Source organism: uncultured Dokdonia sp., assembly GCF_947492535.1.
In the GTDB taxonomy this organism is placed as follows: Bacteria; Bacteroidota; Bacteroidia; order Flavobacteriales; family Flavobacteriaceae; genus Dokdonia.
In genome coordinates this window covers 100,550-123,423 of record NZ_CANLNH010000004.1, presented here as the reverse complement: position 1 = coordinate 123,423, position 22,874 = coordinate 100,550, and the positions used below count along the sequence as shown (strand labels likewise).

At 33.9% G+C, this 22,874-nt stretch carries 16 protein-coding genes; 5 read left to right on the top strand and 11 right to left on the bottom strand.

What is annotated here, in order from left to right; genetic code table 11:
• Nucleotides 1-54: 54 nt before the first annotated feature.
• On the top strand, nucleotides 55-1,113 hold the full coding sequence (locus tag Q1A60_RS06900) for an endonuclease/exonuclease/phosphatase family protein (RefSeq protein ID WP_299764170.1): 1,059 nt from the start codon (nucleotides 55-57) through the stop codon (nucleotides 1,111-1,113).
• A gap of 119 nt (nucleotides 1,114-1,232) precedes the next feature.
• On the opposite strand, the gene Q1A60_RS06895 is transcribed toward Q1A60_RS06900, so the two are convergent.
• The 8 genes from Q1A60_RS06895 to Q1A60_RS06860 form a co-directional block, all read right to left on the bottom strand.
• A complete protein-coding gene (locus Q1A60_RS06895; RefSeq protein ID WP_299675862.1) occupies nucleotides 1,233-1,667 on the bottom strand; it encodes a hypothetical protein in 435 nt (144 codons plus the stop codon).
• 113 nt (nucleotides 1,668-1,780) lie between these two features.
• Entirely contained in the window at nucleotides 1,781-2,794 is a 1,014-nt protein-coding gene (locus tag Q1A60_RS06890) for a M12 family metallopeptidase (RefSeq protein WP_299764173.1), read from the bottom strand.
• Nucleotides 2,795-3,155: 361 nt separating this feature from the next.
• On the bottom strand, nucleotides 3,156-4,415 hold the full coding sequence (locus tag Q1A60_RS06885) for a M12 family metallopeptidase (protein WP_299764175.1): 1,260 nt from the start codon (nucleotides 4,413-4,415) through the stop codon (nucleotides 3,156-3,158).
• Nucleotides 4,416-4,689: 274 nt separating this feature from the next.
• A complete protein-coding gene (locus Q1A60_RS06880) occupies nucleotides 4,690-7,929 on the bottom strand; it encodes a carboxypeptidase regulatory-like domain-containing protein (RefSeq protein ID WP_299764177.1) in 3,240 nt (1,079 codons plus the stop codon).
• Nucleotides 7,930-8,104: 175 nt separating this feature from the next.
• Nucleotides 8,105-9,718, bottom strand: a complete 1,614-nt coding sequence (gene pgi / locus Q1A60_RS06875) for a glucose-6-phosphate isomerase (protein WP_299764179.1) — start codon at nucleotides 9,716-9,718, stop codon at nucleotides 8,105-8,107.
• A gap of 21 nt (nucleotides 9,719-9,739) precedes the next feature.
• The gene (locus Q1A60_RS06870) at nucleotides 9,740-11,029 is read right to left on the bottom strand and encodes a peptidoglycan DD-metalloendopeptidase family protein (RefSeq protein WP_299764181.1); all 1,290 of its coding nucleotides are present in this window, start codon (nucleotides 11,027-11,029) and stop codon (nucleotides 9,740-9,742) included.
• 19 nt (nucleotides 11,030-11,048) lie between these two features.
• On the bottom strand, nucleotides 11,049-11,987 hold the full coding sequence (locus Q1A60_RS06865; protein WP_299764183.1) for a tryptophan 2,3-dioxygenase family protein: 939 nt from the start codon (nucleotides 11,985-11,987) through the stop codon (nucleotides 11,049-11,051).
• A gap of 10 nt (nucleotides 11,988-11,997) precedes the next feature.
• Nucleotides 11,998-12,801: a DUF3108 domain-containing protein gene (locus tag Q1A60_RS06860; protein ID WP_299764185.1), complete on the bottom strand. Its 804-nt coding sequence runs from the start codon at nucleotides 12,799-12,801 to the stop codon at nucleotides 11,998-12,000.
• Nucleotides 12,802-13,234: 433 nt separating this feature from the next.
• Between Q1A60_RS06860 and Q1A60_RS06855 the strand changes: the two genes are divergently transcribed.
• From Q1A60_RS06855 to Q1A60_RS06840, 4 genes are all read left to right on the top strand, one after another.
• The gene (locus Q1A60_RS06855) at nucleotides 13,235-15,208 is read left to right on the top strand and encodes a histidine kinase (RefSeq protein ID WP_299764187.1); all 1,974 of its coding nucleotides are present in this window, start codon (nucleotides 13,235-13,237) and stop codon (nucleotides 15,206-15,208) included.
• 3 nt (nucleotides 15,209-15,211) lie between these two features.
• A complete protein-coding gene (locus Q1A60_RS06850) occupies nucleotides 15,212-15,961 on the top strand; it encodes a LytTR family DNA-binding domain-containing protein (RefSeq protein ID WP_299764189.1) in 750 nt (249 codons plus the stop codon).
• A gap of 219 nt (nucleotides 15,962-16,180) precedes the next feature.
• Nucleotides 16,181-18,355, top strand: coding sequence for a hypothetical protein (locus Q1A60_RS06845; RefSeq protein ID WP_299764191.1), 2,175 nt, complete (start codon nucleotides 16,181-16,183; stop codon nucleotides 18,353-18,355).
• Between the two features lie 325 nt (nucleotides 18,356-18,680).
• Nucleotides 18,681-19,526, top strand: a complete 846-nt coding sequence (locus Q1A60_RS06840; RefSeq protein WP_299764193.1) for a hypothetical protein — start codon at nucleotides 18,681-18,683, stop codon at nucleotides 19,524-19,526.
• 205 nt (nucleotides 19,527-19,731) lie between these two features.
• Here Q1A60_RS06840 and hppD read toward each other — a convergent pair whose 3' ends face one another.
• The 3 genes from hppD to Q1A60_RS06825 are packed head-to-tail and all read right to left on the bottom strand — an operon-like array spanning nucleotide 19,732 to nucleotide 22,641.
• Nucleotides 19,732-20,892 (bottom strand): 4-hydroxyphenylpyruvate dioxygenase, encoded by a 1,161-nt coding sequence (hppD, locus tag Q1A60_RS06835; RefSeq protein WP_299764195.1) that lies wholly within the window; start codon nucleotides 20,890-20,892, stop codon nucleotides 19,732-19,734.
• A 1-nt stretch (nucleotide 20,893) separates the two neighbouring features.
• Nucleotides 20,894-21,424, bottom strand: a complete 531-nt coding sequence (locus Q1A60_RS06830) for a CCC motif membrane protein (protein WP_299764197.1) — start codon at nucleotides 21,422-21,424, stop codon at nucleotides 20,894-20,896.
• A gap of 56 nt (nucleotides 21,425-21,480) precedes the next feature.
• Nucleotides 21,481-22,641 (bottom strand): homogentisate 1,2-dioxygenase, encoded by a 1,161-nt coding sequence (locus Q1A60_RS06825; protein WP_299764199.1) that lies wholly within the window; start codon nucleotides 22,639-22,641, stop codon nucleotides 21,481-21,483.
• Nucleotides 22,642-22,874: the final 233 nt, after the last annotated feature.

Genomic DNA, 22,874 nt, shown 5'->3' with positions numbered 1-22,874 from the left:
CCTTTGGCACGAGATATGTTTATCTCTTTACAGAAAATTAATACACGCACTACAATGTACTTAAAAAAGTATCTATTTATTGTTTTTATAGTATCGTTCGCTTTCGCGAAAGCGCAAGATCAAAAAACATACAAACCACACACCATTGCATTCTACAACGTTGAAAACCTGTTTGATACAGAAAACGACCCGATCACCTTTGATGACGACCGAACTCCCAACGGAAAAGACCATTGGACCGAAGCTATTTATGCAGATAAAGTCCAGAAAATGGCACGCGTTATTTCAGAAATTGGAATGGATATCACTAAGAATTCACCTGCCATTATTGGGCTTGCTGAAATAGAAAATAGAAAAACCATAGAAGACCTCGCTAATGACCCACAATTGCTAGAGAAAGATTATGGGATTGCTCATTTTGATTCTCCAGACCGAAGAGGGATTGACGTAGCGCTTATGTATCAAAAAGCACTGTTTACACCTAAAAACATTAGTAAACACGAACTTATTATTTACGATAATGAAGATCCTACAAAACGAAGATTTACACGTGATCAATTATTAGTATCTGGATTATTAGACGGTGATATGATTCATATTATTGTAAATCACTGGCCGTCACGTTCTGGAGGAGAAGCACGTAGTCGCAAAAAACGTATGGCTGCTGCCGCACTTAATAAAAAACTTATCGATAGCTTACAGAGTAATGACCCATACGCAAAGATCATTACGATGGGAGATCTTAATGATGACCCTACAAGTCCTAGTGTAAAGAAAGTATTGAAAGCGCAAGGAAATAAAGAGAAGGTAAAAGATAAGATGATTTACAATCCTATGGAACCTATGTTCAAAAAAGGAATAGGCACCTTAGCGTATCGAGATGGATGGAATCTTTTTGATCAAATTTTAGTTACAGAGCCACTGCTTCGTAAAGACTATAGTTCTTATAGGTATTTTAAAGCAGGTATTTATAACAAAAACTACTTAAGCAACCCTAAAGGACGTTACAAAGGCTATCCGTATCGTAGTTTTGCTAATGGTGGATACACAGGAGGATATAGTGATCATTTCCCAGTGTATATTATCTTAATTAAAGAAGTCGCTACAAAATAAGCAGGGCATTTTACAAGCTCTTGCCTACCTATAGGCAGGATCGCAAAAGCATATACCAAAAACTAAAAAAGGGGAGATATTACATCTTCCCTTTTTCTATATATCGTGTTTTCTATCTTTTAGAACCATTGATTCCATGGGATCATTGCTAATACCGCAATAAGTGCCAGTGTATAGAAAATAGCTAGTTTTTTGAACTTAGGCGTAGACAAACGTTGTTTCTTATGTTTAGAATATCCAATAGTTACTAGCACAATTGCAATAATCATCAATGTAGGATGCTCTACTGCTAGTTTACGTGCTGCACTAGATAATCCTCCCATACCATTTGTTGTAATAGCATTTAAGCCATTAGGAGACACAAAGAACAATACCAATCCTATCAATAGCTGAAGGTGCATCGTGATTAATGTAAAAAGTGCCAAACGCATATCTTTTGCACCATATTCTTTTTTTCCAAAGAACTTAGCAAGTGAGTTAATCGTAGTGATCACTAATATAGCAAGGACTAAATAAGCCCATATAGAGTGTACAAATTGAATTGTAGAATACATAATGGTGGGTGTTTAAATAATTACTACTCAAAGATAGGGCATTTTAAAGCAAAAAATGCTGTAAGATTTACTCAAACAGCATTTCAAAATAGCAAGTAATTATTTCTTATTTACTATCTACTTCTAAATAACGAGCCACAATAATCAGCTAAATTAGCAGATCTTGTGTATTGAGGACCGTCTGGTTCTCCAAAATCATAATATTGATCTAATGTCACTAATGTTGTAATCAGGTATGAACTTTGACCAGCTGGTAGTGTCACAGTATGATTGGTTATTGTTGTTTGCTGTCCACTGGGGTGAGTTTGTATATTAGATACAGTTTCTACAATTTCATAACGTACTGTCAACGGCGATGTAAGATTTGAACTAAAGTTCAAGTAAAATTCTTCTTCTCTGTATTGAGTATCTGGGGAAGCTTCAAAATCTATAAGCACTCTGTCAAAAGATTTATTATTTAAACGAATTTCATCAGTCTGATATCCGTGTATTTGGGCAATAGTAGCTGCATCAGCAATAGAAAAATTAGTTCTATTACTAATCCATTCTGATCCATCGAGCCTAGTAAGTGTAAGACCAGTACAAGTATCACACAAGAAAGCGTCATTGCGATAAAGCATGATAGAATTAAAATCAAAAGTTCCTATTGTAACTTGATTAGAAGGGATTTCAAACTGATCAAGTTGTAATGGATTTATATTATTTTCATTTACGATAATAAAATTATCCCTATCAAATCGCTGATGTTCGTGCCATAAACCTAAGGCATGTCCAATCTCATGCACAGCAGTACCAATATCAGAAGCATTGGGATTTATTCTAATTACTTGCAGTCCTCCTTGTCTTCCCAAAGCAGAATCCCCTCCTATCATTGGATCATTAATATCTCTAAACTCTATATAACTATCTGCAGTTTGATTAGAAGACAATTCAACAAAGTTTATACATGATAATCGACCTCTTATTCTATTCATTGCAATACGTACATTTTCAACACTAGAAAAACTGGGATGAAATCTATATGGAATATACAAATTATTCCATCTTTTAGAAAGATTACTAATTGCTACTGATCTATTACCACTCGATCTAGACAATACTTCTATTTGTTCTTTGTTCAAAAGCATATCCCCCCAAGAATAAAAAGTATCATCATACTTTAACAAAGCTATTTTTCCTCCATCTTTTGCAGGTATGTATATAGTGTCTTGAGTAAAGTTGACTATTTCTTCTTTTACAGTAAGAAATGAATTGTTTTCTTCTTGAAGAAGATCTTCTTCAATTTCATTTTCACAAGATAAAAAGGCAATAAAGATTAATAAAAAAATATTTATTTTTTCATGATATTATTTTTTAATTCCTCAAAATTAAGTGATTAATGTTAATTTTACTAAATAAAAAACCGAAAACATAGTTAATGTCGGTTAGGTTTTAGAATTTACACTTTTCCGAAAATATATAAGCTATAACTTAAAACGATTACCATTCTCAATTAACTTGATAACCATTGCCAGGTAAGATAACAATATATCTTTCATATGCAGGACCATCTTGATCTCCAAAATCATAGTGCGCTTCTTCTGCTACCACAGTTTCAAGAAAACTAGACTGTTGACCTGTATTTATTGACGTTGTTCTAAAAACTTCACTTACTGAAAAATTACCATCTTCATAAGTAACTTCCTCTACGACTTTATAATTGATAGTTAAATTTTCTGTAGCAGAAACTGCTACTCCATTTTCAAAAAGAGTTACAAAATAATCATAAGTAAAGACTTGATCTTCTGGAGTCGCTTCTGCATCTACTAGTATTCTAGATTCTTCTGCAAAGGGCCCTGTGCAGTTCGTTTGTAAATCGTGTATAAACTGTATCGTCTCTATATCACCATTTGAAAAATTATTTCTAGTGTTAAAAAAAGGATCGCCATTTAAATCTGTCAAAGGAAAACAACCATCTTGAAAAGTACTAGAACTATAAATCATTATAGAAGCAAAATCAAAAGGTCCAACTGCAATCTGATTATTACTAATGTTAAAATTATTTTCACGACCACTCTCTACACAATTCGGATTGTAAATAACAAAATCATTTCTATCTGCTCTTGTATGTTCATGAAATAAGCCAAGAGAATGTCCAATTTCATGTACGACAACTCCCACATTCGTAATCGTACCAATTCTTATTATATTAACTGTAGAATTTTTACCAACAGGAGAGCTACTAACGTTACCATCAATTGATCGAAATCTCATATAACCCCCTAAAGAATTACAATTATTCGTAATACAATCTACTTCTATAAAAGAAAAGCATGGCAATTGAGCCTCGACTATTGCTAATGCATTTTCTATTATTGCACTATTAGGAATATCTGGTTCTATATAATAGAAAATATCTAAACTATCCCATCTACGATCTTCATTATCTGTCGAAACACCTCTATTATTATCACGACGAAATCGGAAAAACGACCTAAATTGATCATAAGTAAGTATCATATCATCAATCTGATATTGTCTTTGTGAGGCAAATCCATTAATTACTGGATATTTTTGAGAATACGATCCTATTGTTACGGTTATATCTCCGTTTGCCTCCGTAGTAATAATAAAATCTTCTGTATTATACTGCTCTTCTTCCGTTTCAAATGATTCTTCAGTTGAACATGACAAGAAGAATCCTACAAGTAAAATGAGTTGTAAAATTTTGAACTTCTTAAAGTTTAACTTTTTAGTTATTTTTTTCATGAATTTATAATTTTATGGTTATTTATAAAGATGTTCTAATACTTAAAGAATCTTACCCATTCATTTTACTTATAATTTTCACAAATTATTCTACTCTTTACTATTATCATATAAAACAATACTATACAAATACTTAAAACCAATAAATTATAATCCTAAAAAGCGTTATAAACAAAAAAGCTCGATGAGGAAATCCTCATCGAGCTTTTTGATTATCACCAATCTAAAATATATAATAGCTATTTTGAGATTCGTAACACTTATTATAAAAGTATTAGTTAAAAATATAACGTAACCCTATTTGTGCTTGCCATCTAGATGAATTAAGACCTGCATCATCTATTTGATTAAGTCCCCCTTCTACTCTATCATTAAATGTGTATTGAGGAGTTGTTCCATCATCTGCAAAACCTTCAAAGTTTACAAGAGTTGCCGTATCAAATCCACTTGTAAAGAATCTTCTTCCCCAATCTTTATTGATAAAGTTAGTAAAGTTAAACATATCTGCTGATACTTGAAATGTATGTTTTTGCTCACCTATCTTCAATGAAAATTCTTGTGCAAATTTCAAATCCACAACATGACTCCAATCTGCTCTACTTCTATTACGCTCTGCAAATTGACCTCTACGAGTTCTTAAATAATCATCACCTTCTATAAAAGCATTTAAAGCTATCCATTGCTCTTCTGCAGTTACATCACCATCATCAATTAACTGTGCCTCTTGGAAGTTAGATGGGATAAATGGTAAAGGCGTAAACCCTTCTCCAGTATCATTAATTAAACGATTACTTCTACCTCCACCTACAACGTAACTATAAGGTGTTCCTTCAGCTCCTTGGTAAAATAAACCAATCGTAGTTTTTACATTATCTGTCCATTTAATATCTACAACAACATTAGCTAGCGTTCTATGACCTTGACTAAAATCAGAGATAGACGTTCCAAGATTATTAGACCCATTAACACTTTCATTAAAAGCCCAATTAGAAATATTTTGAGAAGATGTTCCTTCAAAAACAGTTGTAGACCTACCATAAGAATAGGTAGCACTTGATCTTACATCAACTTTGGATGAATAAAAGTTTTTAGTAATGGTTCCAGATACATTATATGCTTCTCCGTCATTTGTGTTTGAAATTAAAAAGATTCCTTCATACGTATCATCTATCAACTCAGGACTTCTAGAACCAATGTTTCCAAAATTAGGTCTTGGTCCAGCTCCTGTGGTTGTAAAACGCTCCTGGATATTTAAGTTTTCTATGTTAAGACCTGTAATTACACTACTATGAGAAATTTCTCCAGAAAAAATAAATCCTTTTCCAAGTTTTTGATCTATTGCAAAACTCTTTTTAAATACTTGTGGCAACATCAAATCATCTGCAAGTAAATCTATATTACCTTGAAATTCCCCTTCTTGTCTAAACTGAGAATTCACATCTGGATTAAAGTTAGGAACTAAATTTGTATTTCCTGAATCTGGACTTGGTCTAAAAACTCTTGTATTTGCTACCACTGTACCTGTATTATTGTATGCACCTCCTGGCCATACTAAAGGTATTCTAGATGTAAACATTCCTATCCCTCCTCGAATTTGAGTTGTTTTATCACCTTTTACATCCCAGTTGAAACCTAATCTAGGAGAAATATGAGCCCTGGTGTTAGGCCCTTGTCCTACACGTGCTCCTTGAAGATCTTTTCCAGCTGCTTCTAATATACCAACAGTTCTATTATTAAAATCTTCGTTTCCTCTTCCATCATCCCATACTGGCAAATCAACTCTTAAACCTCCAGTAAGTCTAAAATTATTAGAAATTTGCACTTCGTCTTGAGCATAAAATCCTAACTGGAATAAATCAAATTCTGCAGCACCTATAGATTCATCACCAGTACCTCCTAATAGAGAATAACTACTACGGAACTCATTTGCCTCGTCATTAAAGAAATCCTCTAATGAATTATATGTATACTCTCCAAAATTACGACCAAAAAACACATTCTTTACAGAACTATACTCATTGTGTGTTCCTAATGTTACTGTATGACGTCCAGAAAATATCTGAAAGTTGTTTGTAAGAGTAAAAATATCTTGCTCTAATAAATTTGCCGTAGAGAAACGCTCAGAACCTGCAAAAATTCTCGCATCACCATCATTAATTTCTATAAATGGAAATGGATCTCCATTGATTCCTCTATCATCTCTTACTCTTGTGTAGCCAACAATAAATCTATTTGAATACTTATTCCCGAATGTAGAATTAAGTTCTAGAGAAGCAGTGTTTGTATTGGATTCAAAGTTTTGAGCAGAACCTGTAAAGTTAATAGTTCTAGCGCTTGAACGACCTATCCCAAAAAAGTCTGCCTGCACTAAATTATTACGAAAAGACAACTTGTGATTTTCATTAATATTCCAATCTAATTTCAAAAGAAATTTATTACTTTCCAAGGTTCTTGTATTATTATCAAAAGTCCCAGCATTATAACCATATTGGTCCAATAAGAACTGACTAAACTGATTAACGCCCTCTATACCTGATTCTCCAATATAATCTCCAGGAATAAATGGTTGTGGTGTTTCATCATTTTGACCTTCATAATTTATAAAAAAGAATAATTTATCCTTAATAATTGGCCCTCCAGCTGTTACCCCAAAAGTCTTAGCAGAAAATTCTGCTAGTTTTTCTCTTTCGTCATCTTCCAAGTCTCCAGGTGTTTTACCTGCAAGAGACTCATTTCTTAAGAGGTAATAAGCAGACCCATTAAATTTATTAGTTCCTGATTTCGTAACAGCACTAATTGCACCTCCTGCAAAACCCCCAATAGTCACATCATAAGGAGCTACATTTACTTGAAATGACTCGATAGCATCAATTGAAATTGGATTCACTCCAGTTTGACCTCCATTGGTTCCTGATCCAGAAAGACCAAAAGCATCATTATTTACAGCTCCGTCAACATAAAGCGCATTGTAACGATTATTCTGACCTCCTATAGATAGTTGATTATCTCCTCGTAATTGCGCTTCTGGCGTAAGACGTGCAAAATCTGCAATGGATCTTGACACATTAGGCAACGCTTCAATTTTCTTTTGGTTAATTGTTGTTTCTGAGCCAGTTTTATTGGCATCAAAGACACCATTTGATATGGCAGTAATCACAATTTCATCGAGTGCATTGGCAGATTCCTGCATTGATGTACTAATATTACTAGTCTCACCTAGAGAAAGAACAAATCCTTCTTTCTTGAAATCTTCAAAACCTACATACGATATTGTTAAATTATAAGGGCCTCCCGACCTCATATTTGAAATACGGTAAAAACCGTCAAAGTCTGTAACAGCTCCATAAACAGAACCTGTTGGAACGTGAGTTACAACAATGTTAGCTCCTGGTAAAGGGCCACCATTATTGTCTAATACTCGACCGTTAATTGAACTTGTAGTTACCCCTTGTGCAAATGACATAGCCGTCATAAGTAAAAAAGCAATTACAGATAAAAGTGTAATTTTCTTCATAATGAATTGATTGAATTAAGCATGGCAAAATTAACCAATTCTTGTATCTGTTAAGATTATCACAACGTTAATTAATTAACATTATAGAGTTTTTTATAAACACAATGCATCAATTATGAATATATCATAAGATTTATTTATTAAAAGTCTATTTTACTAGAAAAAAAATAATTTTTTATGCATTTTTATAAGAAATCATTAATTGCTTTGTTGAAGCATCATGATTTGATGTTTTTACATCTTCAAAATCGCTAAGCACTTGTTTAGCAAGCTGTTTACCAAGCTCTACACCCCATTGGTCATAACTATAGATGTTCCAAATAACTCCTTGCACAAAAATTTTATGTTCATACATAGCGATTAATGCTCCTAAAGTCTTTGGAGAAAGCGCATCTATAAGATACGTAGTGGTAGGTTTATTACCTTCAAAAATTTTGAAAGGGGTTAGTTGCTCTATACGCTTTCGCGAAAGCGTACTTCCCTCAAATTCCGATAGTACTTGTGCTTCAGTTTTACCATTCATTAATGCCTCTGTTTGCGCAAAGAAATTGGCCATTAATTTATCATGGTGATCTGTATTTCCGTGTAAGCTTTTCTTAAATCCAATAAAATCTGCTGGAATTAATTTGGTTCCTTGATGAATTAATTGAAAGAATGCATGTTGAGAATTGGTACCTGGTTCGCCCCAAATAATATTTCCAGTTTCATAAGAAACAGGAGTTCCATTACGATCTACACTTTTACCATTACTTTCCATAATAGCTTGTTGTAAATACGCTGGCAATCTGTGTAAGTATTGTGTGTAGGGAATGACAGCTTCGCTTTCGGCTCCAAAGAAGTTGTTATACCAAACGCTTAACAATGCTGTAATCACTGGAATATTTTCGCCGAAAGGCTGTTCTTTAAAATGAACATCCATCTCATGAGCTCCTTTAAGCAGTGCTTCAAAATGATCATATCCCACTGCAAGAGCAATAGAAAGTCCTACCGAACTCCATAAAGAGAAACGGCCTCCCACCCAATTCCACATGGGAAAAATATTCTGTGAAGCAATTCCAAAATTCTGAACAGCTTCTAAGTTTGTAGACACCGCTACAAAGTGACGTTCTACAGCTTCTTCTCCTAATCTATCTACAAACCACGTACGTACTGTCGTAGCATTACTTAATGTCTCTTGGGTTGTAAATGTTTTAGACACAATAACAAAAAGTGTTGTTTCTGGATCAAGGTCTTTAATGGTTTCCATCACATGATCTCCATCTACATTTGAGATAAAATGCGTAGTGAGGTGATTTTTATAATATTGTAAAGCCTCTACAATCATCACTGGACCTAAGTCTGATCCTCCAATTCCTATATTTACAACATCGGTAATTGTTTTTCCAGTAGCGCCTTTGTGAGTGCCTTCTATAATGCTTTTAGTAAATGTTTCTATAGAAGAACGTACTTGTGCAACTTCTTCTTTTTGAAAAGCAGTACCTGAAAAATCTCTCAACGCTGTATGCATTACAGCACGATCTTCTGTCGCATTAATGGCTTCTCCTCCAAAATAGCTTGTAATAGCCTCAGCAAGCCCTACTTCTTCTGCAAGTTCTACTAAAAGCTCTTTTGTCTCTTCTGTGATTCTATTTTTACTATAATCTACAAGAAAATCCTGCCATTGTATTGTAAATGTAGCTGCTCTATTAGTATCTTTAAAAAGCGACGTAAGATGTGTATCCTTTATGGTTTCAAAATGCGCTTGTAATTTCTTCCACGCATTTGTTTGAGTTGGGTTGCTATTTTTCATGGGGTAGTTATTTACCGTAGATTATAAATCTTGTTCTTGTAATGTAGTAGAAGCATCTATATCTTCACTTTCTGAAGCGAAAGGAATTCCTTCAAGTTGTCTTTGCAAAGGTTTCATTATGCTATCATATATAGGTTTCAGATCTTCTGCCAGTGGTTCTGAAGCGGGAAGATCTTCTTTAAACGGATCTACTTGGCGTCCATTTTTCCAAAAACGGTAGCACACATGAGGTCCTCCCGTATTTCCTGTCATACCTATAGTACCTATAACCTCACCTTGTCTTACAAAATCACCTACTCTCGCTATACGTTTTTGCATATGTAGGTATTGCGTTTCATAGGTTCCGTTATGACGTATTTTTACATAGTTACCATTACCTCCGCGACGCTCTGATTTAGTAACTGTGCCATCTGCTGTAGCAAGAATTGGTGTGCCAATAGCACCAGCGAAGTCTGTTCCTTTGTGTGGACGTACTTTATAACCGTAATATTTTATACGTCTCTTTAAATTATATCGGGATGAGACTCTATTAAATTTAAGAGGTCCTTTTAAAAATGCACGTCTTAGATTGTCTCCTTTTTCATCAAAATAATCAGATCCTCCAGGCAATGAATCATTCTCAAAAAGATATGCGTATACAGGTCTTCCTTTATGTTCAAAAATACTTGCTTTTATTCTTCCTATTCCTGCAGCAATACTATCGTTAACATAACGCTCTTCATAAATTACTTTAAACCGGTCTCCCTTTTGTAATTTAAAGAAATCTATCGTCCATGCATAAATATCGGCCATTTTATAGGCTACAAGAACATTTGTGTCTAATTCATCAAATGTAGAAGACAAATTACTATTTATAACGCCAGATACTTCTCTTTCTACAATGGTAACTGGATGTGATTTTTCTTCGGCAATAACTTCATCTTGAAAGTCTACAACAACATAATCTTCTTTATTTTTTTCATAAATAAAAACCTTTGCTGTTTCTGTTGTGTCTTTTGATTTTAGTAAAACATAAGGTTTGCCTACTTGTATCTTACGCGTATCAAAAACTTCTTTTATAGTATCTGAAATTTGCTGAATAGTTCCATAGTCTACATGGGATTCAAAAAGTATTTTCCCAAAACTATCTCCTGATTTTACAGTGTCACGCTCTACAATATAGTCGTCAAGCACATACCCATAGACTTTACTTGGTGGTAACACCTCAACGGGCTCCACTTTTTGAACGGGTGCTTCTTTTTCTTCTTTGTCACCACAAGCAACAATGCTTATAGCGAGTAATGATATGGCTAATATGATTCTTACTCTCACAGGTTTTAGTGTCTATGCTTTATACATCTTGCCCCCAGTTTGCTAATTCTTCGGTTGTCCAAACATCTGGAAAGAATATTCTACGCTGATATTTAGGGTGCATATATTTTGTCCATTCACTCCCTCCTGTTGCTTCTACTACTTCCTTCCCATTATTTAAATAATGGTTTGCTGTATGGTAGTGTGACATCACCCAAGTAACGTTCACTGTATAATCATAATGTCGCATTGCTTTTCGCAAGGCTGGATCATTTTGATCTGCTTCTGGTAGGGACTTGAATTTAGCGTACAAATTTATAGTATTATATTCTTTTGTGAATGCGATAAACTCATTTTTATATTTTTCTTCAAAAGCATATAGTAAATAACTCTTTTTTCCTGTTTGGTAATTCTTTCCAGCTGCCTGCCAATACAAGTGTTCTAACGCATGTTCATAGGGAGTGTTTCTATCTATGGTTTCGCGAAAGCGCGCATCTATTAAATTAATTAAATCTGTACTCGCAAATTCTATCTTTCTATATTGAGCGCTTTGAAATCCACTAGCTGGCGTTAATGTTTTCCTGAATTTCATATATTGATCTAGATCCATACCGTCTTTCATAATGCTAAAAGACGAGGTAAGCATATCAAAATAGCGGCTTATGCGATCTAAACGCGATGCAAAAAATGTTGCTGTTAGGTTTTTATGATGTGCTATCTGTTCGATTTCCCATAATACCATCTTAAATAAAATCTCTGTGAGTTGATGATACATGATAAATACATTCTCATCAGGAAAATTTGTACGTGGTAATTGGAGATTTAATAAGGCGTCTGTATGTATGTAATCCCAATAAGTAATGGGTTTACTTTGTAATAATCCTTCCAGATGATCGTCAAGATCTTGATCTATTTTTTCATATTTATCATCAAGAGCGTCTATAATACGCTCAATATCTGGTTCGATTTTTTTCTTCATTAGTGTTTGGTTAATTATCTACTACAATTCTAAAAGAATGTTTGAGTCCTTTAAATGCTTCTAAATCTGCTTTAAGAGATCCTACAGCCAAGCTGGCTTTAATACGAATAGGCACTTTATTTTCATCATCGCTCACCCAAACAGTAAGACTTTCTTTTTCTTTAAATACTCGACCCGACTGTACCAAAGGTCTAAATTTAAGACATCTTATTTTACCAAATTCTGTATTCATCACTTCACGTCCTAAAAAACGAAGTTTAAAAGGGTAGTTTTCTTTATCAAAAAACATCGTTAAGGTAGTCTCATCTCCTTCCTTAAGATTTGTCGCATCTATATGATTACGTAAGTAATAAAATGCCGAAACCATATCTTGCACATTAATAGCTGTATCTACAGTATCACGGGTATTATGCTTTCTATTAAATATATGTGCTTTATGGTTTTGCTGATCAAAATCAATGACTTTATCTTTGGTATGCCCACCTTCATCTATTTTACGAATAAATTGATAGGGTAGGTCTGTATTCTTATCTATATAGCTTTCGTAATAATCTTCCACCTTAAAAAACCATCTAGATACACCACTTGTTTCTCCATATCCTTTTACGTGATATACTGGAATATCATTATACTTTGAATCTTCTACTGTAAGTGTTGCATATCCAGCTGTAATCAATCCATAATGTACTCTAAACTTAAACCACTCTCCTTCTTTATAGGCTGATTCAATCTCTTGTGCATTTACAAACGTAGTTACTAAGGTCAGGACTCCTATTGAGAGCAATTGTCTTATATGTTTTACCGATGTTCTCATTCGTGGTAAGATTTGGTTATTTAGTAGGAGTATTTACAATAGTTATTCCAAAAATACTATAATAAAAAACTTCGCCCTATAAAGGACGAAGTTTTTGTGCAAATATTGTGTTAAGTACTTTATAAAGTTATTATTGAGCTATCTGTGATTACCTATTAAAATAATTCTAAATCAGAATAACACTTACACTATAGAATCATTTTTTCAACAGTCTAATTTTTTAGAGTAAATAATCTTCGAATCAAGCTTATGAGGCATTCAACGGCTTCTCATTTTAAATCATTCACGCTTTACTAGCGGAGCAAAGCTCAAGGTATTAAACTCTCCTTAAATAAATAAAGTTAGTATTTTAGAAAACTAAATATGCATTCTAGAAAACATTTATATCTAATTCTATTTTATTTAAGATATTTGAGAAACTTATGAACGCAAAATGCCTACACGATATTTAATCTTCTTTTTTATTGTCTTTGTTCATACTACTGTGGTTTCACAACAGAAAAAACTAGATAGTGTTCTCGAAATAATAAATCCGCTACCTACTTCAGAAGAAAAATTAAAAGCACTTTTTGATGCCACAACATTTTACAGAGATCAATACCCAGAAATAAACAAATACTTTGCAGAATATGGCATAGCTGAAAGTAAGCGTAAAAAATCTAACACCTACAAAACATTTTTTAATAAAGAGCTAGGTATTTACTACAGAAGAAAAAACAACTTAGACTCTGCGTTATACTATTATAACCGTGCAAAAAATATAGCAATCGTTGCAAAAGATTCATTTAATATTTACGGACTCAAAGGAAGTATCGCAAATGTGCACAAAGCACAAGGAAATTACAAAGAGGCCATTCAAAACTTTTCTGAAATAATTTCCTATGCTCAAAAGAATAGTGACAATAAACAATTATTAATTGCACATGTTAACTTGGCGGCGTTATATATAACAATGAAAGAGTCTTCAAAAGCAAAATCTATACTTCTGAAAGGTCTTAACATAAAAAGTGAAGTTTCTAACATTGCAAATCCAAAAATATACAACAACTTAGTTGTCGTATATCTTGATCTCAAAAAAACAGATTCTGCTTTATTTTACGCGATAAAAGCTGAAAAACTTATTACATCAAAACGAAGTTTAGCAAATCTAAACACTAATAAAGGAATCATCTACAAAAGACAAAAGAAGTATTCTTTTGCTAGTGAATCTTATAGAACGGCATTAGATTATTACAAAGAACTTAATAGTAATACAGGAATTATCAAGAGTTATAATAATCTCGCACAAATAGCAATCATCCAGAACAATTTAGCAGAGGCAAAAGAATATCTTGACAAGTCATATTACCTTATCAAAAACTCAAAAGACATTTCTTACAAAAATTATTTTTACGAATCACAGATTGAATATTTCATAGCAAAAAAGGAATATAAAAAAGCACTAGAAACTACTCAAATATTAAACATATTAAAAGATAGCATTTTAGGAATTGAAAAACAAAATGCTATTTCAGATATTGAAATTAAGTACGAAACAGAGAAAACCAAACAAGAAAAAATCACAGCACAAAATCAAGCTGCCATTGCACAATTAGAAAGCTCTAAAAATCGAAATCTATTTATAGGTTCATCTATTATCGCCGCACTTGTACTAATTTCTTCTTTATTCTTTTTTGGAAGAATAAAGGCTCAGAAAAAAGCAGAGCTAATTACCGTAAAATTAAAAGAAACACAGAAACGTCTTGCTTTAGAAAAACAATATCGCAATAGCGAACTCAAAGCACTAAAAGCACAAATGAATCCACATTTTATTTTTAATGCACTCAATTCTATACAAGAATATATCATTCTCAACGAAAAAAACCTAGCGAGTGATTATTTAGGCAAATTTGCAGATCTTATACGTAAATACCTTGATCATAGCGATGCTGGTTTTATTACAGTACAAGAAGAAATAGAAAGTCTACAAATGTATCTTGATTTAGAAACATTGCGATTTGAAGACACACTAACCTATAAAATAAATATAGGTAAAAACATACAAACAGATATTGTAAAACTCCCTACCATGCTTATACAGCCTTATGTAGAAAATGCATTAAAACACGGATTGCTTCACAAAGATGGAGAACGTATACTACACATTTCTTTCACACAGTCTAAAAAGGAAATTATATCCTGCGCCATACAAGATAATGGGATAGGCAGGAAAGCTTCGGCGATTATGAAAGAACAACAAGGAGTCATGCATCAATCATTTGCTACACAAGCAAATGAAAACAGATTGCAACTCTTAAATTATAAAGAGAATAAAAAAATAGGTGTGGAAATTATAGATCTATATGATCAATTAGGTAATGCGCAAGGCACAAAAGTAACACTAGACATACCTCTTTTAAAATCGTAATACATGAAAGCAATAGTTATAGATGATGAGAAACGAGCTCGTAACCTTCTACACATACTTATTACAGAAAACTGCCCTAAAATAAAGGAAATATATGAAGCTTCTAATCTATTGGACGGTATTGATATTATTAAAAAAGAAGAACCTAATATTGTTTTTTTAGATATCGAAATGCCAAAACATTCCGGGTTAGAGATTCTCAATTTTATAGATAAAGACATCTTAAACTTTGAAATCATATTTACCACTGCATACAGTGAATATGCTATAAAAGCTTTTCAACTAGCAGCTATAGATTACTTATTAAAACCTATACGCCCCAATCAAGTTAAAGAAGCTGTAAATAAAGCAATTAAAGTAATTGGTAAGTCAGAAATTCATCTAAAATTAGAGGCCCTCAAAGAAAGTTTTACTAAAAAGTCATTTGAAAAAATTGCACTCCCTGTAGCAAATAGCATCAAATTTATGCCTTTTGACGCTATTATCATGTTACAAGCAGATGGTATGTATACAAAAGTATATACACGAGATGAAGGCACCATATTGATCACAAAACCTTTAAAACACTATGTAGATCTATTCAAAAACAATCATCTCTTTTATAAACCGCATCGCTCATTTCTAATTAATTTATCGTGTATTAAAGAATACGTCAAAAGTGATGGTGGTTATATTATAATGGATAATGAAGAAAATATCCCCATTTCTAGAGATAAAAAAGAAGAGTTCCTTACGCTAGTGACCAATCTCTAATAAAGATATTATACACTATCATACTTTTTTGATATATACGGGACTGTTTATAAATACGCTTTCGCGAAAGCGTATACTACAATCCAACCATTAAAGTAGTATTATGTACTAAAAAACGTTGTTTAGAAGTAAATTAAGTGATTCAGAAACTTCTTCAATATCTAGACAGGCTCTCCAAGTATTTTCGTGGTCAGAAAAACTAAAACCATTCTTTTAATCATGAAGACCATTAAATTCCTTTCTATCCTTTGCTTTGCTTTTATAATAATGCTTAGCTGTGAGCAAGACGATCTTATAGAACACGAAGAAGCTCTTATTACAGCAAATAGCACCACAACAACCAATGCTGTCATAATTGGAAATCGTAATAGACTTAAACAAAGACCAAGACGTAATTACAAAAGTGTCATTGTAGTAGACGATCCAACAAACTCTGTTACAAATGCGGTGGTACAATACACACCTATAGACGGAGAAAATCCATTTCCAGAGCCTTTTGAAATGGAAGTATCTAGCATACGTAAAAGCATCCGTAAAATGCAAAAAACACAATCCATGCTTAACGACAATCATTTGTTTCCAGTTGGAAAACCTTTTCAACAAACAGCTACTTTATATAATGAACTTGGAGAGCCCGTTGGAGATCAAAGTGAAACATGGGTAACGGCACAAGATAATGATGGGACCGATATAAATCGTATTGAAAGTCTTTACCTATCACCAAGCAGTGTATCAATTCCACTACGTTTACGTACAGATCAACCAGAAGGCATTACCGTATTTGCCCGTGTAGAGTTGTATGGTAGAATTCTCATTAAAGGAGAACCTTTAGAAATGGAGATGACTGCCTATGATGAAACAGATGGAAATATAGGGCTTACAGGAACTGTCATAGCACAACTCGCCGAGCTTACAGGAGGTAGTGATATCTTACCTGGTGACGAGTTGCAAATTTCTATTACTACAAAAGATGTAAATGGTCAAACCATTGATGAAGATTATTTTATAACTCCTGTAACCCTTTCACCCAATTCAAATACCATAAGAAACTCAGCGTCATTTGTTTTTGGACAAACCATGTATGTAGAAACACGAGTAACTGCTGAAACCGGTTCTAATATAGACAAATTAACGACTGTTGTCATGCCATTAGAAGGACAAGGTTTTGAGCCTTTTGAACTTGAATTATTTCCTGTTTCAGAAAATGAAAATACTATTAAGTTTAGATCTATTGGGCATGAAAATCCAACGTTTGTAGGTGCTGTAGAAGCCGCACAAAATGTAATACATCAAATGACCATTATAGATACTGATGGAAACATTATAGAAGAGGCCGTACAAAGTGCCGTTACACTACTTGAAGGAATTACTCGTAATCCTAAACACATTATAAGACCTAATGGAACGACTCGTATCCGTATGAGGCTAAAGAATCCTATTTCGCAAGACGTTGCCTATGCTACAATGCAGATTCCGTCAGGAATTATCTCTGGAGACACAGAAGAAATTGTTTTAGAAAGTCAAGATAATGGAGAAATAGGTATCGAAGACAAAATTTTTCGTATAGATGGTGATTTTGTATACACTTATGTAAGTAACAATCCCGACGGTACAGACTATACAACTCAGGTAACTACATATAACTCGGCAAATGAGCCTATAGGAGTAGAAGATGTGACTTTTACAATAGAAGATAGACAAACGCCATATGAATTTACTCAAACAGTGATTACTAAAAATAGTACAGGTGTTATTCGTATTAAAGGTCAAGTCGAAGCAAAGCCTACTGCTGGAGCACCAACTAATAGTTCTGGTCCAATAAATAGCCGTATTATCATACCAGAAGGAAATCTAGATGGTACTGCTTTAGAAATGACCTTAGTATTGCAACCTGATGCAAACAATCCAGATCTTTATAATTTTGATGGAATCTATGGAGATGTCAATACAGATGTATTGAGTACGCAATATGAAACCGAGGCGACACTCCTGAGTGAATCAGATGAAGTACTGGGCACCACAAATGTAGTTTTTGATGTTGAAGAAGGAGAAATCATAGGAATCACACAAGCATCTCTAACTCAAAACGATGATGGAGAGACATTCACGCTCTCCATGGAGGTATCTGGAAACAGTATTGAACTAATAGAACAAGTAGCTATCTTTCTAACGCCACAAGACGGTGGAAGTGATGCCGACCCTGAGGATTTCATCTTGGAATACATAGACAACACTTTTGATGGAAGGCTATATATCAACAATTTTGTAACCTTTGCAGACCCAGAAAGTGTTATAGATATGCTCTATGAAGCAGAAATTACTGTAAGCATTGAAGGCAATAATGGACCATATCTTCCTTTATTACTAATATACAATTTAACAGGAGAAGAATAACCAACGTATACATTAGAAACGTGTTGGGGGACACGTTTTTTTTAAAAGAAGGCTTACCTATAATGAGGTAAGTCTTTTTTATTTAATCAAATACGTTCAGATACTTTTTTGATTATACGCTTTCGCGAAATCGAACTTGCGAAACCTGCGGGCAGACAGGCAGGTTCACGACCAGAGGGAGAGTAAAACGGTAAAGCGTAAAAAAACAAATACTATATCATCAAAAGATACTCTTTAGAAGTAAATACGGTTACTCAGAAAGTCTCCATCTAATTGTTGTCCATTAGAAAATACTTTAGCCTCAAGAAAACAAAACCATAATACAATGAAAACAATTAATTTTTTAACCATACTCTTATCGTTTAGTATAACAGTAACTGCACAACAATCTTTTTTTGAAACTATAGATGCTCATGGACCAAATGCTAGATATCAAGTATATGGTGATTTGTATAAAAATGACAAAGGAGAACCAGCAGCACAAGAAGTGACGACTTATAAAAATACAATCGAAAAACATCAACACCAAGGGCTTCCTTCTGGATTCACTATTAACAAAGTTTTAGACAATGGTAAAACTGCATTGTCAAGTAACTACAATGGCATTAGTATAAGCGCCATCAAGTATGTAGGATTTCCAAACACTTCAATCCTTCACCATACAGGATACAATAGAGGATACGTTGCCTTTGATAATTATGTCTTCTTCCTTCATGGCATCTCTAAAGATCAAACCAGTTTTAGTGAAATACGATCTATCATGATTTTAGATGGAAGCGCATCAAAAACAGGAAAGAAGAAAAAGAAAGGAAAATTCTGGAAGCAACTTAAAGAAGCTGCACTTAACGAAAGACCCAATGGTGAAGGTAGCAGTCCTGAGTATAAAGAATTAATGGCAAAAGATCCTGAAAAATTAGTAAGAGAGTATCTAAAGAAAATGAAAGCAAAACAGGATACATATGTAATGACTTCTCAAGATGAAAAAAATCTTAAAATACTATATAACGGTGCAAAAGCAGACGATGCGTATGCTAAAAAGAAAAATGATGAATACTGGGCAAGTGAAGAAGGACAAGCCATCCTAAAAAACAGAGCAACTATAGACAAAATGGAAGCAGAGCACTTACGCACATGTAGACTTGCTGTTTGTGATAATAGTGCACATAATTAATAGTAATTACATAAGAAAATATCGATTGTTTTGAGGGAAACACCTTGATGCTTTAAAAAACTATTTCATTTAGAAATAGCAATAATTATGTCATCGCTTCAGACATCTATAAATAGAAGCATTTTATCTCACTAAAACAAAAGCGGCTACTTTTTCAAGTAGCCGCTTTTACTTTTTAAAAATATACGATTTCACGAAAGTAAAACTACAAGGTACCCCTTTGTTCTTGCTCACGCTCAATAGATTCAAAAAGCGCTTTAAAGTTTCCAGCTCCAAAACCTTTAGCACCCATGCGTTGAATAATTTCAAAAAACAGGGTAGGTCTATCTTCTAATGGCTTTGTGAAAATCTGAAGTAAATACCCATCTTCATCAGCATCTACAAGGATAGAAAGTTCCTGTAGTTTTTCTATATCTTCTTTCATCACCTTCATATGCTCTCCCAATCGTTGTGGGATATCATCATAATAGGTTTGTGGTGGTGGCGGTAAAAATTCGATACCTCTCGCTTTCAATTGTGCTACTGTTTTAATAATATCATCGGTAGCTAAAGCAAGATGTTGTACCCCTGCACCTTCATAAAAATCTAGATATTCTTCAATTTGTGATTTCTTAGCAGCTTCTGCAGGTTCATTGATTGGAAATTTAATACGTCCATTTCCATTACTCATCACCTTACTCATTAATGCAGAATATTCTGTATGGATTTGCTTGTCATCAAAAGACAAGAAGTTTACAAATCCCATCACTTCCTCATAAAACTTTACCCACGTATTCATCTGATTCCATCCTACATTCCCCACCATGTGGTCTATGTATTTTAATCCTGTAGGTTCTGGATTATAATCTGATTTCCATTCTCGAAAGCCTGGTAAGAAGGTACCCTTATAATTCTTACGCTCCACAAACATATGTACGGTCTCGCCATATGTATAGATTCCTGCGCGTACCGTTTCTCCATCTTCATCTGTTTCTACAAAGGGCTCGCAATATACCTTTGCTCCTCGTTTTGTAGTTTCTTCAAAAGCACTACGGGCATCTTCTACCCACAATGCTACTACCTTTACACCATCTCCATGTTTTACAATATGGTCATTAATGGATGATTTACTATTGAGTGGTGTAGTCAAGACAATTCTGATTTTGTCTTGCTTTAATACATAACTCACTTCTTCTCTAGATCCTGTCTCTAGCCCTTTATAGGCATAAGATTGAAATCCAAAAGCTGTTTTATAAAAATGAGCAGCTTGCTTAGCATTCCCCACATAAAACTCAACATAGTCTGTCCCTAATAAGGGTAAGAAATCTTGTGCGCCTTCAAATATTTTTTCCAGTCCGTAATTTACGGGTTGTATATCCTTACTCATACTATTGGTTTTCTATAATTTCTACTTCTTTTATTTCCTTAATCGTTGTGGTATCTATCATCAACGTATCTTTTTCTACTTCTTCTACTTCTTCTACTTCTATTTGTTCAATCTTATAACTATCTTCATAATCATAATTCAAACTATCTGATTCTTCATAATCATACGTAGTTTCATCAATATCAAATCCACCTCCCTCATCTATAGCATCATAAATATTATAAAAAAGAGTTCCAAAGAACAATAAGAATACTAAGAGAATCAAAACCACAATTCCATTAAATACTACAGAGATGATATTAAGTACCTTCCCCATAGAAACATTACTTCTACTACTTTCTGAATATCCTTCTGGGTTTTGACCGTATATTCTTAAACTCTTATTTGCCGTTACAATTCCTACAATAGAAACTACTAAAGGAACAATGGCTGTAATTCCAGAGGCAAAGCAACATCCGCCTACACCTACTATAATCCCCATAATTCCTAATATTAAGGCTAATGGATCTGCTGGTAATTTATTTTCTGACATGTATGTTTGTTTTTATACGCTTTCGCGAAAGCGTATACTTTATTTTTTATAATTAATTAATGATCTAACCATGATTTGTGATACCCCTCATCAGCAATTCCCATCGCTGCCTCACATACTTTTAAAGGCTTAAACGTATCGACCATAACTGCTAGTTCCTCAGTACCTTCTTTGCCTATACTTTTCTCTACTGTTCCTGGGTGTGGACCATGAGGAATTCCTGCTGGATGCAATGATATATGCCCAGCTTCCACATCCGAACGGCTCATAAAATCACCGTCTACATAATACAACACCTCATCACTATCTATATTACTATGATTGTAGGGTGCTGGAATACTCTGTGGATGATAATCGTATTTACGAGGTACAAAACTACACACAACAAAGGCATCGGTTTCAAAAGTTTGATGTACTGGTGGTGGTTGATGGATACGCCCCGTAATAGGTTCAAAATCATGAATGCTAAATGCATATGGATAGTTATATCCATCATACCCAACTACATCAAAAGGGTGAGACGCATAGACCATTTCAAAAATATCGTCTTGCTTTTTTACTTTGATTAAAAAGTCTCCTTTTTCATCATTGGTTTCTAATTCATATGGCTGACGCAAATCACGCTCACAAAATGGAGAATGCTCTAACAATTGCCCAAACCAATTGCGATAGCGTTTAGGCGTATAAATTGGCCTACGAGATTCTACAATAAACAGTCGGTTATCTTCTGTATCGAAGTCTATTTTATAAATCACACCTCGCGGAATTAATAAATAGTCTCCATACTTAAAATCCAAATTTCCTAGGTGTGTTCGTAATTTTCCAGAGCCTTTGTGTATAAAAATTAACTCATCAGCATCGGTGTTTTTGTAGAAATAGTTTTGTGTTCTTTGCTTGGGTGCTGCTAAAATGATTGTACAATCACTGTTGGTTAAAACAGGCTTGCGGCTCTCCAAATAATCTTGTTCGGGGGCGATTTGAAACCCTCTAAAACGATAGGATTTTATACTGTTTTCTAGCGCAACCTTAGGGGCTACAGAATACTGTTTGCGTATTTCTTTGACCTGTGTAGGTCGTTGCATATGATAACTATTGGTACTCATTCCATCAAAACCAATGGTTCCAAATAATTGTTCTGAGTACAGCTCTCTGTTGGGTTTACGGAATTGAGTATGACGTTTAGGAGGGATTTCTCCTAGTCTATGATAAAAAGGCATGGTATAGTAAAAATTTAGATTGCTTTTAAAGGTACTTAAAATCAGGCAATCAAAGACTATTCTGGATTTCTCTTAATGAGAAATTTCAGTAATAAAGGTAAGTATGTCCAACTTTTATTTGACATCGAGGTAAAGATACGGGTTTTTTATACGTTTTCAATAGGTGTTATATACGCTTTACCGCTACGCTCTCCTTTTCAGTCGTGAATCTCGTAAACTTCGATTTCGCACTT

Bases quoted from the DNA above. Each gene is read 5' to 3' on its own strand.
- pgi (WP_299764179.1), bottom strand. From the start codon at position 9,718: ATGAAAAATAGCAACCCAACTCAAACAAATGCGTGGAAGAAATTACAA.
- Q1A60_RS06885 (WP_299764175.1), bottom strand. From the start codon at position 4,415: ATGAAAAAAATAACTAAAAAGTTAAACTTTAAGAAGTTCAAAATTTTA.
- Q1A60_RS06865 (WP_299764183.1), bottom strand. From the start codon at position 11,987: ATGAAGAAAAAAATCGAACCAGATATTGAGCGTATTATAGACGCTCTT.
- Q1A60_RS06830 (WP_299764197.1), bottom strand. From the start codon at position 21,424: ATGTCAGAAAATAAATTACCAGCAGATCCATTAGCCTTAATATTAGGA.
- Q1A60_RS06845 (WP_299764191.1), top strand. From the start codon at position 16,181: ATGAAGACCATTAAATTCCTTTCTATCCTTTGCTTTGCTTTTATAATA.
- Q1A60_RS06895 (WP_299675862.1), bottom strand. From the start codon at position 1,667: ATGTATTCTACAATTCAATTTGTACACTCTATATGGGCTTATTTAGTC.
- Q1A60_RS06855 (WP_299764187.1), top strand. From the start codon at position 13,235: ATGCCTACACGATATTTAATCTTCTTTTTTATTGTCTTTGTTCATACT.
- Q1A60_RS06850 (WP_299764189.1), top strand. From the start codon at position 15,212: ATGAAAGCAATAGTTATAGATGATGAGAAACGAGCTCGTAACCTTCTA.
- Q1A60_RS06825 (WP_299764199.1), bottom strand. From the start codon at position 22,641: ATGCCTTTTTATCATAGACTAGGAGAAATCCCTCCTAAACGTCATACT.
- Q1A60_RS06880 (WP_299764177.1), bottom strand. From the start codon at position 7,929: ATGAAGAAAATTACACTTTTATCTGTAATTGCTTTTTTACTTATGACG.
- hppD (WP_299764195.1), bottom strand. From the start codon at position 20,892: ATGAGTAAGGATATACAACCCGTAAATTACGGACTGGAAAAAATATTT.
- Q1A60_RS06860 (WP_299764185.1), bottom strand. From the start codon at position 12,801: ATGAGAACATCGGTAAAACATATAAGACAATTGCTCTCAATAGGAGTC.
- Q1A60_RS06900 (WP_299764170.1), top strand. From the start codon at position 55: ATGTACTTAAAAAAGTATCTATTTATTGTTTTTATAGTATCGTTCGCT.
- Q1A60_RS06840 (WP_299764193.1), top strand. From the start codon at position 18,681: ATGAAAACAATTAATTTTTTAACCATACTCTTATCGTTTAGTATAACA.
- Q1A60_RS06890 (WP_299764173.1), bottom strand. From the start codon at position 2,794: ATGCTTTTGAACAAAGAACAAATAGAAGTATTGTCTAGATCGAGTGGT.